The sequence below is a fragment of the Streptomyces katrae genome (assembly GCF_000966975.1).
In the GTDB taxonomy this organism is placed as follows: Bacteria; Actinomycetota; Actinomycetes; order Streptomycetales; family Streptomycetaceae; genus Streptomyces; species Streptomyces katrae.
Genome location: NZ_JZWV01000641.1, coordinates 1 through 12,222 on the forward strand (window position 1 = coordinate 1; position 12,222 = coordinate 12,222).

The following is a 12,222-nucleotide window of genomic DNA, read 5'->3' on the forward strand; positions in this document are numbered from 1 at the left end:
AGTCACGGCCCAGGGCCACGGCTCCGCCGGGGAGGAGGGCCGGGTCAGGGCGGCGATGGCCACCGTCACGACCAGCTGCGTCCACCAGGCGGGGCGGGGGCGGCTGAGGGCCAGGGCCAGGGGGACGATCCGGGCGACGGTCAGGGCCATCGCCGGGCCGTAGCCGAGGCGGTAGTGCTGGGCGAGGTCCAGGGTGCCGGCGAAGTAGAGCGTCACCGCCAGGAGCCAGACCACCGCGGTCAGGGTCCGGTGCCCGCGCGGGCCGCCCGGGAAGGGGATCGACGGGCGTGCCAGGTCGCCCCAGACCGCGGCGCCCGAGGCGGCGGGGAGGGACCGGAGTCGGCGGTCGGACGAGATGATCTTCATCGGGGGCCATCGTACGGCGCGATGCGCGGCGAGGTCCGGGGTTATATCTGGTGGGTCCACGCGACGACCAGCATCATGCCGGCGGCGGAGGCGGCCGCGACCGCGAGGACGGGCCAGACGCCGACCCGGCGGCCCCACATACCGCCCGCCAGCCGGGCGTGCAGCCGGTTCAGCGACCACAGGACGCCCAGCCCGACGACCGCGGACAGCAGGCCCACCCCGAAGTGCGCCAGCCAGGCACCGGCCAGGGACGGTCCGCCCCACGCGTTGGTGTAGGGGCCGGCCTGGACCACGGGGTACAGCATCCCGCGCAGAACGAAGAGGACCTGCATCCCGAGCGGGATCAGGGCCAGGAGCCCCAGCGGGAGGCAGAGCAACGAGTGCGCCAGCAGCCGCGCGCCACCAGGGCCCGCGTGACCGGCCCGGCCGGCCGCGCCCAGCTCCCCGGAACGGGCCCACCACTGGCGTGCCGCGTCCGCCCGGCCGACGACCACGGCACCGGCCGTCCCCAGCACGGCCGGCAGGAGCAGGGCGGCGTGACCGACACGGCGTACGAACCGCGACCGCAGGACGCCCGGGCGGGGCCGCGCCGCGCTGGCGGCGGTGGTGCGGTGGTGCGGTGCGATGGCAGCCATGGTCTCTTCCCCACTCGCCCGTCCGCCGACACAAGAAAATCTAGGAGCCGGCCCCCACCCGCCGCGTCCCTCCACAGCGCCAACCCCGACCCCCTACCGCGGTAGGGGGTCGGGTTGCTCCGTGCGGGCCATGCCCGGCGTCCCCGGGGCTACCGGGTGCCGCGACGGGGCACCTGTGGGCCGTGACAGAACACAAGAACCACCGGTACGCGGTCGCCGTCACCCGCCGGGACGACCGCTGGCACTGCACACGGCTGGACCGCACCGCGCTCACCGGTCTGGACGAGGCGATCATCGCGGTGCGCGGCGACGGGACCTCCGGGACGGTGTACGGCTTCTTCAACGCGGACGAGGCGTTCTTCCTGGTCCTGCGCTCCACACCGGCCGGGACGGGCCTGCTCCTGTCGGACGCCCGCGCCGTACACCGGCACACCCTCGCCGCCCAGGTGCTGGACGTGCTGGGCACCGAAGCGCCCGACGAGGACGCGCCGGGCCCGCAGCCGGCCGGGGACCTGGGGATCGTCGCCGACCTGGGCCTCTCCGCCACCGGCATGCAGGCCGTGCTGGACCGGCCCGGCGCCCTGCCCCACGACCAGCTGCTGACGATCGCCGAACGGTGCGGATTCGCCGCCGAGTTCGAACGTGTCAGGCGCTGAGGCCGGACCCCGTACCGGCGTGGCCCGCCGGGGGGGGGAGGAGGCCCGTCCAGTCGTGACGGATCCCTCACGGCCCGTCAGCCGCCCGCCCCTATCGGCCGGGTGGCGTCGCGACGGCCGGGACGCCACCTCCCCGACCGGCACCGGCTGTGCCACGATGGCCGGGTGACCCGTGAACAGTCGCCACAGACGATCCCGGAGATCCCAGGTCCGGCCGCCACGGCCGCGGCGTCGTCCCCCGCCGGGCGCGCGGGAAGACCACCGCTGACGGTCGGCGCCGAAGAGGAGTACCTCCTGGTCGACCCCGTGACACGGGAGTTGAGGCCGGAGGCGCCGAAGGTCGTGGCCGAGGCCGCCGTCGAACTCGGGGACCGGGTGACCACCGAGATCACGGGCTACCAGGTCGAGGTACGGACCGACCCGCATTCCGGCCTGGGCCGGTTCGCCGAGCAGGTGCGGTCGATGCGGGCGGCCGTGGTGCGCGCCGCCGCCCGCCACGGACTCGGCGTGATCTCCAGCGGCACACCGGTCCTGCCGCAGCCGCTGCCGCCGCCGCTGACCGAAGGGGACCGCTACGCCAGGAGCGCGGCCGAGTTCGGCGCCCTCGACGACGAACAGAGCATCTGCGCCTGCCACCTCCACATCGGTATCCCCGACCTGGAGACCGCCCTCCAGGTCAGCAACCACCTGCGCCCCCGGCTCCCGGCCCTGATCGCGCTGGCGGCCAATTCCCCGTTCTGGCAGGGCCGCGACACCGGGTACACGAGCTGGCGCACGCTGGCCTGGGCCCGCTGGCCGGCCGCGGGCCCTCCCCCGTACCTCACCTCGCGCACCCACTTCGAGGGGCTCGTCTCCGGGCTCACCGCCACCGGGGGGATCATGGACCGGGGCGGGCTGTACTGGGACATCAGGCCTTCGCACCACGCCCCCACCATCGAGATCCGGGTCGCCGACGCCATGGCCACCGCGCAGGACACGGTGCTGCTCGCCGCGGTCGTCAGAGCTCTCGTCGACACCGCCCTGACCGACATCGAAGCCGGCCGGCCCGCCTTCCGGCCGGACCCCGAGATGCTGCGCGCCGCCTGCTGGCGCGCCGCCCGCGACGGCCTGGGCGGCCAGGCCGTCGATCTGCGCGGACACCGGCTCGTCCCCGCGACCACCCTCGTCGAGGAGCTGCTGGCCGACCTCCGCCCGGCCCTGCGGCGGCACGGCGACCTGGAGACCGCCGGTGCGGGCTGGTCCGTACTGCGCACGGCCGGCGGCGGGGCGGACCGCCAACGGGCCGCCCACCGGGACCGGGGTGGTCCCGCCGGGGTCGTGGACTACCTGATGCACGCCATGACCGCCCCCGATGCCGGCTCCTGACCGGGACCTCCCGGCGGCGTCAGCCCGCACCGGGCGGGACGGGGATGTGGGCGTGCACGGTTTTGCCGCCCTCCGGCGTAGGACGGACGTCCACCCGCGAGCACAGCCACCGCACGAGCGGCCAGCCGTACCCGCCGGTCGCTCCCGTGGGGTCGGCCCGGCGGCCGCGCGGCGGGGCGGGGTTGGAGTCGGTCACATCGATGTCCAGCCCCCCGGCCGACCAGACGACGTCCAGCCCGCACGGGCCGGGGGCGTACTTCACCGCGTTGGTCACCAGTTCGCTGGCGACCAGCAGCGCGGCCTCCCGGACCGCCGTCGGCACCGGTCGCCCGTCGGCACCGGCCTCCTCCGCCAGACTGCGGACCTCCCGACGGGCCCGGGCGGGCGCACCGCCTCCTTCGCACCGGCAGTGTCGTCGCAGCGGGCGGAGCGTTCCGGACTCCGACATGCTCGATCACCCCAGCCGTACGAAGTTCACTGCCGACCCGGCGCCTTCCCCGGTCCCCGCCCCGTATGCCACCCGGATCGATTCGGGCCGTTCAGGCCCCACGGCCGGCCACGGCCCGGTCGACCACCGGCGAGGCGAGGGCCCGGGCCACGCGCTGCTGGTGGAGCAGTTCGGCCGCCAGCTCCGGCGGACAGGCGGCCAGCGGTGTGGCCGCCGGGCGGGCGGGCGGCTCGTCGCGGGCCTTGGCCGCGAGGGCGGCCCGGAGCTGGGCGGCCTCGACCACGGCGGCCGTCTGCTCCCCGCCCAGGCCGGCCCGGCCCGCTTCCCGGCGGGCCGCCCCGGCGACGTCCTCGTCCATCCAGGTGCGCAGCTCCCACTGGGCGTCGCGGATCTCGATCAGCGTGCGGTAGAGCCGGGTGCGCAGGTCCGCGCCGCGTCCCATCGGGATGACGGGGCCGGGCACCTGTGCGGTCAGGGTGCGGTGCAGCGGCATGAGGATCCGGTGCGCGCGCCGGTACCGGATCCGGTCGGCGGCGGCGGTGAGGTGCGGGCCCCAGTCCGGCAGGATCCAGCCGACCGTCTGGGTGCACACGGCCATGGCCACCCCGATCTGGGCGGCCGGTTCCCATGCGTGCCCCGTGCCGCCGAACTGGGCGGCGACGATGCCGGCGAGGCGGCTCACCGAGTAGCAGAGGGAGAACGGCAGCGAGAGGGCGACCAGCCGCAGCCCTCGGCGCAGCCAGGGCGACGGGGCGATCCGGCAGTACCGCCAGCCCATGACGCCGACGCCGATCTGGGTGAGGGTGAACGCGGCCAGGTAGACGGCCAGGTAGGCCGGTGTGTAGTGGGCCCGTACGACGGCGAAGTCGTCGGGGGACTCGCCGTGCGCGGCGGCCTCGAAGAAGAGCACCACCATGGCGGCCAGTACCACGCCCAGCAGCACGATCCGGGGGACGGCCGCACGGCGGGCGGTCGCGGGCGACCGCGTGAGGCTGAGGAGGACCAGCTGCTGGCAGACGCTCAGCGCGATCACCGCGCTCTGGGAGAGGAGGCCGGAGAAGTTCTCGATGCCGACGGCCCGGCTGACCGCCACCCAGACGGCCGGGGTGGAGACGGTGAAGATCACGACGAGGAAGAAGAAGCTGCCGATGAGGGCGAGCTGGGCCGCCGAGCGGTCCGTGCGCAGCACGCGCGCCTTGTAGAGCAGGGCGAGGAGGGCGACGGCGGCGCACAGGGGGTAGAGGATGTCGTTGATGTGCGTTCCTTGGTTCCTTGGTCTTCTCCGGCGGGCCCGGTCCCGTTCAGTCCTCGGCGCCGGGGTGCCCCGGCGGTCCCAGTACGGCGAGCCGTGCGACGAGCTCGTGGGCCTCGGGCGGTACGGGCCGGTCGCGGCAGACCGTCCAGGAGCTGAGCCGGCGGCCGATCAGCGAGCCGACCAGCTCCGCCTCGATCTCGGCCTCGGAATCGGTGTGTCCGCGCCCCAGGACGCGGCGTACCAGCCCGGGGTCGAGGGACGGGAGGAGCAGCCGGGACACCTCGGCGGCCAGCACCGGTGAGGTGTCGTGGTCGCACACGAGGTGACCGATCTCGTGCAGCACGACCTGGTGCTGGTGGATGGGGGCGAGCCGCTCCTCCAGGAAGACGTAGTCGTTGCGGTCGGTCGCCACCCACAGGCCGTGCGGGCTGCCGGTGGGAAGGGCCGTGGGGAGGACCAGCAGCGGGCGTCCGCGCCGGGCGCCGACGTGCTCGCAGACTTCCTCGATCGTCATCTTCCGGCGCGCGGGCAGGGCGAGTTCACGCAGCCGCTCCTCACACCGCCGTTCCAGAGGGGTCCGTCCGGGTCCGCGGGCTCCGATGAGCCGGCGCACGACGTTCACCGGCCGACGGCCGTGGCCGGCGACTGGGCATGGTTCACGTAGGACTCCCCCGCTGAGCTCGACATATGGATCCAAACACAACGATCCGGCCGAGGACAGGCCAATTCCCGCCAGTTCGGCATTCCGGACAGCTACCTCCGGAGAACGAACGCGGATGGGGGCGGAGTTCCGCGGCTTCGGGGCGCCGCTCAGGGGGCGGGGTCGTCCAGCGGGGGTTCCGGGAGGCCCTCCAGTTCACGGACCCGTTCGATCACGTCGTTGATGGAGCGCAGGCTCCTCTCGGAGAGGCCGGCGGTACGCAGGGCCATCCGCCGGACCTGGGCGTCCCGCAGCGCCATGAGCAGGGCGAGTTCGGCACCGACGCTCTCGGCCACCTCGTCGTCGAAGAAGTACGCGGCCGGGACGCCGAAGAACTTGGCGAGGCCTTCGAGGTGACGGAGGGTCGGGTTGTCGCGCTGCCCCTTGCGCAGCAGCCAGATGTAGCTGCCGGAGATGGGGATGCCGTCGGCCGTGATGGCCCGCGCCACGTCCTCGACGCTGTAGGGCCCCCGTCCGGCCGGGACCACGTGGGCGAACAGGTGGTTCAGCTTGTCCGCCAGCGACCTCGGCGGCCCTTCCTGCTGTTCGGCCATGATGCGCCTCCATCCTCGGGCGCACCCTACCACCACACTGGTGTAATAGACGGCGCTTATCAGCCATCCACATCAGTTGACGCACCGCTCGATCTCGGCCTAGCATCCCGGCATCAACTGGTGTTCGATTCGGCCACACGGCGCTCAACACCAGTTGACGATCGATCGAGGTTCCACGCATTCGTTCCGGCACGACCAACCGAAAGGAAATGCCCCATGGCCAAGATCGCGGCCTTCATGAACGAGCAGGAGATGGGCCCCATCACCGAATCCGTGGTCAACCGTGACGGCACCCCCGTCATGGCCACCCCGGCGGCGGTCGTCGCGGTCCCCGCCTCCGTCAAGATCACCGCGGCGGTCGTCGCCTTCACCGTTCCGGTCGGCGCCTACGTCGCCGGCCGCGTAGTGAACTGACCCCGCCCCTTCCCCACTCCGACACAGGGAGATCCAGGAAATGAACCGAATCACCGAAAGCGTCCGCGGCATCGCCGACGCGGCCCTCTCGGAGGACACCGGCGAGCGCACCAGCCGGATGATGCCGGTGGCCTTCACCCCGGCCGTCCTCGTGGTCTGCCCGTACGCCGCCGGCGGCCTGGCGGCGGGCGCCGCCGCGGTCGGCGCGTACGAGGCCGGACGGGCCGCCGCCAAGGGCTGACCCGCCCGCGGCATTCCGCTCCGCATGGCCGCCCACAGGGCTGTCGGGCCGCGCGCCAATCGCGGCCCGACAGCCCGCCCATGCTAGCGAAGCGGCACAACCACTGACGAGCCGAGAGGAAGGCACGTTCTTGCGGTACTTAAGGAAACTCGCCTCGGCGGTGTTCTCGCCCGTCCCCGTTTCCCGGGACCGGGCCCTTGGAATTTCTGAGCGGCTTTCCGCCCTCACCACCCTTTCCTCTTCCCTGGAATACCTCCACCAGCGCAAGCAGCTCGATCCCGGCGGCCTGAACGACTGGGACATCATGAAGAAGTCGCCGGAATCGAAGAACCTCTTCATCCGGCGCGTCAGCGGAGCCGTGGCCGGCAAGCACGTCACCCTGGCCCTGCACGCGTCGCGCGCCGCGGTCAGCGCCGGCCTGCTGCTGCCCGGCAACAGCCGCTGGCGCGGTGCGGGCAGCCTGTTCCTCGGCGCCACCACCTGTCTGCTCGCGGCCCGTCACCGCTACGGCACCGACGGATCCGACCAGGTGGCCACCCTCGTACAGGGCGCCACCGGGCTGGCCCGGCTCTCCACCAGCCCGCAGACCAAGGACGCCTTCCTCTGGTACGTCGCCCTCCAGGCCAACCTCTCGTACGCGGCGTCCGGCTGGGTCAAGCTGATCGGCGAGCGGTGGCGGGACGCCTCCGCGCTGCCCGGCGTGATGCGCACCCGGACCTACGGCTCCGAGGGCGTGTACCGGCTGACCCAGCGCTACCCGAGGACCTCCAAGTACCTGCAGCACGGCGTGCTGGCGATGGAGTGCCTCTTCCCGGTGGTCTACCTGGCCGGGGGGCGGCTCACCCGTCCCTTCCTCGCCTCGGCCGTCGGCTTCCACGTCGCCAACGGCTTCGTCATGGGGCTCGGCCGTTTCATGACGGCCTTCCCCTCGCTGCACCCCATGGTCGCCTACACCACCGTTCCCGCCTCGCACCCGGCCGTGGCCGGCCGGGACGACCGGGCCGTGAAGGCGGCGGCCGTACTGCTCGCCGCCGGGGTCGCCCTGAGCGCCGCGGTGGCCGTACAGCGGCGCGCCGCCGTGCTGGAAGGCTGGCCCACCTCACGGAAGTTCGTCACCCGGCACGGGAACGAGCTGATGTACGAGACGGGCGGCGCGGAGTTCTCCGAGGAGCCGGTCCTGGTCTTCTGCGCCGGACTGGCCTCGACCTCCGAGCACTTCTCCTGGATCACCGAGCGTTTCGTCAACGAGACCGAGCACGCCGTGGTCTCGTACGCCCGGGCCGGCTACGGCGGGAGCCTGCGCCGCACCACCGTCCCGTACGAGCTGGCCGAATCCGGCACTCCCTGGGCGGCGAACTGATCCGGCGGGCCGCGGCCCGGCTCGGCGACCGGGTGGCGGGACTGGTCTACCTCGACCCGGCCCACCCGGCCGAGCTCCAGCGCTCGCAGCGGCAGAGCAAGGGCGCCAAGGACCTGCGCGACACCATCGCGCACGCCTCGCTGTACCTGCGGCTGGGCACCGGGGTCCTGATGAGCCGCCCCGACTGGCTCGACCGGCTGCCCAAGGCGTACCGGGAGCGGGTGTTCGCCCAGTACACCGATGCCCGGCTGTGGAAGGCGGGCAAGCGCGAATGGGAGGCCGTGGAGAAGGAGTTCCGGGCCTTCGACGGGCGGATCGACCCGATCGGCGCTCCCGGCCTGATCATCGCCGCGCAGCAGACCGTGGACCAGGACCCGGAGCAGCTGCTGCTCTACAACGAGCTGGCCCACGCCCACCAGGACCAGGGCGAGCACGGCGGACCAGGCGAAGACGGCGGGCTCGGCGGGCTCGGCGGGATCAAGGTCGTGGAGGGCTCGGACCACGACTCCCTGCTGACCAACGCCCCGCACGCGCACCGGGCGGCGGACCTGATCGCGGAGTTCCTCGGCGGCGTGCGCGGCGCCGGGGTACGGCAGGAAGAGCACGTACGGCAGGAGCAGCGGGAAGGGGTGGAGCGGTGAAGGCGGCCGGAATCCTGAAGTCGGCGTTCACCGGCGAGGGCGCCTGGGCCCGGGTGCTGGGTGCCGGGATGCTGGTGGCCACGGTGGCCGCCCAGCACCCGCACCCGGCGTTCGACCGGTCCCGTGCGAAGGACGTCTTCTCCCTCATCCCGAACTGGAAGTTCTTCGCCCCGAACCCGGCGGTGCACGACTTCCACTACGCGTACCGGACGCTGGAGCCGGGCGGCGCGACGAGCGAATGGCACGAGATCGAGATGATCGAGCCCCGCCGGCTGCGCCAGGCGTTCTGGTTCGCCACCCGGCGGCCGGAGAAGGCGGTGTTCGACATCTGCACCGCCATCCTCCAGCTGGCCGCGAAGGGCGGCGCCGCGGCGGCCCAGACCAACTCCGCCTACCAGGTGCTGGTCGAGTTCATCCGCAGGACCATCCGGGAGCGCCACGGCGAGGACGCCGTACGCGGCTTCCAGTTCGCGGTCGTACGGGCGGCCGGGCACGACACCGCCGAGGAACCGGAGCCGCTGTTCCTGTCCCCGTACACCCCCATGAAGCGGCCGCCGGTCGGCGGCCACCTCGTCACCGCCTGATCCCCACGGCAAGGAAGAGGCCCCGCACATGGCCGGCACCACCACCGACGACACGGTCCGAGACATCGGGTACGGGACGCAGTTCTCGTCCTGGTACGACCGCGTCTTCCCCAAGGACGCGACCGCGGAGGCGATCGCCACCGCCCTCGCCTCCCTGCACCCCGACCCCGGTTCGGGCACCCTCGAACTCGGTGTCGGCACGGGCCGGATCGCCGTCCCCCTTTCCCGGCGGTCCGGCCCGGTCAGAGGGGTCGACTCCTCCCCCGAGATGCTGGCCCTGCTGGCCGCGGAACCGGGGTCGGAGCTGGTCACCGGTGTCCTCGGGGACGTCCGTACCTACGCCGACGAGCGGCGGTACGGGCTGGTGTACGGCGTGTGCGGGATCCTCTCCATGCTGCTCACCCCCGAGGACCAGCAGGCGATGGTCCACCGGGCGGCCGCCCTGCTGGCACCCGGCGGCAGGCTGGTGATCGAGACCGGCAACCGGCCCGCGGTCGAGGCCATGCACGAGGGACGGTCACGCACCACCCTCTTCACGCCCTACCCCGAGCCGGGCACGGGCCTGCAGACCCACTCGACGCTGCCGCCCGGCTCCGAGCTGTGGCAGTGCTCGCACGTCTGGTACGAGTCCGACGGCACCACCCGCGTCGGCAGCGAGCTGTCCCGGCTGACCACCCCCGACGAGGCGGACGCGTACGCCCGGGCCGCCGGACTGGTCCCGGAGGGCCGGTACGCGGGCTGGGACCTGTCGCCGTACTCGGAGCGGTATCCGCTGTTCCTCACCACGTACGTCCTCCCGGAGAAGGGTCAGTGATGAACACGACGCGCACCCTCTGGTTCCTCTTCTCGTTCGCCGTGGCCGTACCGGTGATGGCGGTGATGTTCCGCGAGGACGGGGAGTTCACGAGCCAGTCCTGGACGAAGGGCCTGATCATCGGCACCGCGGTGGCCGTGGTCGCGGCCATCGCGGCGGGCAGGGCCCGGCCGTGAACATCGGCGCGCTCGTCCGCCGGCACCGCCTGCTGCCGGGCGCCGGGGTGCTGCTGGGCCTCGGCGGCACCGCCGCGACCCTGCTGCAGCCGCTGCTGATCGGCGACCTGATCGAGGCGGTCGCCCTGGACCACTCCCTGACCTGGCCGATCCTGCTGATCGCCGGGCTGTTCCTGCTCGACGCGGTACTGGCGGCCACGCACTTCTACCTGATCGGGCGGGCCGGCGAGAACATCGTCCTGGACATGCGGACCACCCTGACGGGCCGTCTGCTGCACTCCCGGATCAGCGCCTTCCACCGGCTGGAACACGGGGACGTGTTCACCCGCACCGTCGCCGACACCTCGCTGGCGCGGGTGGCCCTGTCCTCCTCCGTCTCGCAGCTCGTCACTTCCGCGCTCAGCACCGTCGGCTGCGTCGCGGTCATGGCCTGGATCGACTGGCGGCTGCTGCTGGTGACGGCGGGCTGCCTGGGCGCGGCCTCGGCGGTCGCGCTGGGCCTGGCCCGTGCGGTCCGCACGGCCGCGGTGGCCAACCGTACGGACACCAGCGACTTCGGGTCCGGGCTGCTGCGGGTGCTGGGCGCGCTCACCACGGTGAAGGCCTCCCGGGCCGAGCGGCGCGAGGCCGAGCGGATCGGGCGACTCGCCGACGCCGCCCGGGTCAGCGGGATCCGGGTGACCCGGCTGTCCGCGCTGCTGATGCCGTCGATGAACGTCGGCACCCAGGTCTCGCTGGCCGTGGTGATCGCGTGGGGCATGGCCCGGACGGCGACCGGTGAGCTGCCGATCGAGGACCTGACGGCCTTCATCATGTACCTCTTCTACCTGGTGAGCCCGCTGGTGACGCTGTTCCTGTCGCTGGGCGAGCTCCAGCAGGGGCGGGCGGCCATCGACCGGGTCAAGGAGCTCGCGGAGATCGAGACCGAGGACGGGTACGGGGACGGGGAGACGTCCCGGACCCGGGAGGCGGTCACGACCGCGGCCCCCGCCGGAGCCGCTCCGGAGCCGCCGCCCGCCGTCGAGTTCGAGGGCGTCGTCTTCTCGCACTCCGGTGCCGAGGTCCCCACCCTGGACGGGATCTCCTTCACCCTGCCGCGCACCGGCGTCACGGCCGTCGTCGGCCCCTCCGGAGCCGGCAAGACCACCCTGTTCCAGCTCATCGAACGCTTCCACACCCCCGACCGCGGCAGCATCCGCCTCGCCGGCACCGACACCGCCGCCCTGCCGCTGGACGAACTGCGCTCCCGGATCGGCCTGGTCGAGCAGGAGGCCCCGCTGATGCGCGGCACCGTACGGGAGAACCTCACCTACGCGCGGCCCGACGCCGACGAGGCGGAGATCGCCGAGGCCGTCTCGGCCGCCCACCTCACCGAGGTCATCGCCGGACTGCCCGCGGGCCTGGACACCCGGCTCGGCGAGGCCGGCACGGGTCTCTCCGGCGGTCAGCGCCAGCGCCTGGCCATCGCCCGAGCCCTGCTGACCCGGCCCGAGGTCCTGCTCCTCGACGAGGCCACCTCGCACCTGGACTCCGATTCCGAGGAGGCACTGCGCCGGGCCATCGCCGACATCGGCACCCGCTGCCAGGTGCTCACCATCGCGCACCGGCTCACCACCACCATCGACGCCGACCGGATCCTGGTCATCGAGGACGGCAGGCTGCGCGCGCACGGCTCGCACGCCGAGCTGATGGACCGGGACGCCACCTACCGGCGGCTCGCCGGACGCCAGCTGGCCCCGGCCGCGGGAGCCGCGTCATGAGCGCGGGCGCGGACGCGGCCGTCGTGGGGACCGGCCCCAACGGGCTCGCCGCGGCCGTCACCCTGGCCCGGGCCGGGCTGCGCGTGGTCCTGTACGAGCAGGCCGGCCGGATCGGCGGCGGTCTGCGCACAGAAGCGCTGTTCGACAGCGACGTCCGGCACGACATCTGCTCCGCCGTGCACCCGATGGCCGCCGCGTCCCCCTTCTTCCGGGCCTTCGACCTGCCGGGCCGGGGAGTGCCGCTGCTCCAGCC

16 protein-coding genes and 1 pseudogene are annotated in these 12,222 nt (G+C 73.3%); 11 read left to right on the forward strand and 6 right to left on the reverse strand.

The window, feature by feature from the left end; translation table 11 throughout:
* Together VR44_RS22850 and VR44_RS41410 are read right to left on the reverse strand one after the other, a co-directional pair.
* Positions 1–366, reverse strand: a pseudogene (locus VR44_RS22850) (hypothetical protein); the annotation flags it as partial.
* Between the two features lie 41 nt (positions 367–407).
* The gene (locus tag VR44_RS41410; protein ID WP_052713774.1) at positions 408–1,001 is read right to left on the reverse strand and encodes a hypothetical protein; all 594 of its coding nucleotides are present in this window, start codon (positions 999–1,001) and stop codon (positions 408–410) included.
* A gap of 182 nt (positions 1,002–1,183) precedes the next feature.
* Here VR44_RS41410 and VR44_RS22860 point away from each other — a divergent pair, with 182 nt between their 5' ends.
* Positions 1,184–1,657, forward strand: coding sequence for a tRNA adenosine deaminase-associated protein (locus VR44_RS22860; RefSeq protein WP_052713775.1), 474 nt, complete (start codon positions 1,184–1,186; stop codon positions 1,655–1,657).
* 165 nt (positions 1,658–1,822) lie between these two features.
* Positions 1,823–3,022 carry a carboxylate-amine ligase gene (locus tag VR44_RS22865; RefSeq protein ID WP_245692101.1) on the forward strand — a complete coding sequence of 400 codons (1,200 nt, stop codon included), beginning with the start codon at positions 1,823–1,825 and terminating at the stop codon, positions 3,020–3,022.
* Positions 3,023–3,041: 19 nt separating this feature from the next.
* On the opposite strand, the gene VR44_RS22870 is transcribed toward VR44_RS22865, so the two are convergent.
* The 4 genes from VR44_RS22870 to VR44_RS22885 form a co-directional block, all read right to left on the reverse strand.
* Positions 3,042–3,470 (reverse strand): ATP-binding protein, encoded by a 429-nt coding sequence (locus VR44_RS22870; protein WP_045949452.1) that lies wholly within the window; start codon positions 3,468–3,470, stop codon positions 3,042–3,044.
* A 91-nt stretch (positions 3,471–3,561) separates the two neighbouring features.
* On the reverse strand, positions 3,562–4,725 hold the full coding sequence (locus VR44_RS22875) for an MAB_1171c family putative transporter (protein ID WP_342669377.1): 1,164 nt from the start codon (positions 4,723–4,725) through the stop codon (positions 3,562–3,564).
* Between the two features lie 46 nt (positions 4,726–4,771).
* Positions 4,772–5,347: an ImmA/IrrE family metallo-endopeptidase gene (locus VR44_RS22880; RefSeq protein ID WP_052713777.1), complete on the reverse strand. Its 576-nt coding sequence runs from the start codon at positions 5,345–5,347 to the stop codon at positions 4,772–4,774.
* 188 nt (positions 5,348–5,535) lie between these two features.
* Positions 5,536–5,979, reverse strand: coding sequence for a helix-turn-helix domain-containing protein (locus tag VR44_RS22885; RefSeq protein WP_045949454.1), 444 nt, complete (start codon positions 5,977–5,979; stop codon positions 5,536–5,538).
* A 216-nt stretch (positions 5,980–6,195) separates the two neighbouring features.
* On the opposite strand from VR44_RS22885, the gene VR44_RS22890 reads away from it, so the two are divergent.
* The 9 genes from VR44_RS22890 to VR44_RS22920 form a co-directional block, all read left to right on the forward strand.
* Positions 6,196–6,393: a hypothetical protein gene (locus VR44_RS22890; protein ID WP_045949455.1), complete on the forward strand. Its 198-nt coding sequence runs from the start codon at positions 6,196–6,198 to the stop codon at positions 6,391–6,393.
* Positions 6,394–6,433: 40 nt separating this feature from the next.
* Entirely contained in the window at positions 6,434–6,634 is a 201-nt protein-coding gene (locus tag VR44_RS22895) for a hypothetical protein (protein WP_045949456.1), read from the forward strand.
* A 130-nt stretch (positions 6,635–6,764) separates the two neighbouring features.
* Complete coding sequence (locus VR44_RS41995) at positions 6,765–7,994, forward strand: hypothetical protein (RefSeq protein WP_157880381.1); 1,230 nt, start codon at positions 6,765–6,767, stop codon at positions 7,992–7,994.
* A 32-nt stretch (positions 7,995–8,026) separates the two neighbouring features.
* Positions 8,027–8,635, forward strand: a complete 609-nt coding sequence (locus tag VR44_RS42000; protein ID WP_063778956.1) for a hypothetical protein — start codon at positions 8,027–8,029, stop codon at positions 8,633–8,635.
* Complete coding sequence (locus tag VR44_RS22905) at positions 8,632–9,219, forward strand: hypothetical protein (protein WP_045949457.1); 588 nt, start codon at positions 8,632–8,634, stop codon at positions 9,217–9,219. Before VR44_RS42000 ends, VR44_RS22905 begins: the two co-directional genes overlap by 4 nt.
* 28 nt (positions 9,220–9,247) lie before the next feature.
* Positions 9,248–10,033 (forward strand): methyltransferase domain-containing protein, encoded by a 786-nt coding sequence (locus VR44_RS22910; RefSeq protein ID WP_045949458.1) that lies wholly within the window; start codon positions 9,248–9,250, stop codon positions 10,031–10,033.
* Entirely contained in the window at positions 10,033–10,209 is a 177-nt protein-coding gene (locus tag VR44_RS45210) for a hypothetical protein (protein WP_157880382.1), read from the forward strand. The genes VR44_RS22910 and VR44_RS45210 overlap by 1 nt, the downstream gene beginning before the upstream one ends.
* Positions 10,206–11,969 carry an ABC transporter ATP-binding protein gene (locus VR44_RS22915; RefSeq protein WP_045949459.1) on the forward strand — a complete coding sequence of 588 codons (1,764 nt, stop codon included), beginning with the start codon at positions 10,206–10,208 and terminating at the stop codon, positions 11,967–11,969. The genes VR44_RS45210 and VR44_RS22915 overlap by 4 nt, the downstream gene beginning before the upstream one ends.
* The coding region (locus VR44_RS22920; protein ID WP_045949460.1) for an NAD(P)-binding protein at positions 11,966–12,222 on the forward strand (257 nt) is incomplete at its 3' end. The genes VR44_RS22915 and VR44_RS22920, both read left to right, overlap by 4 nt.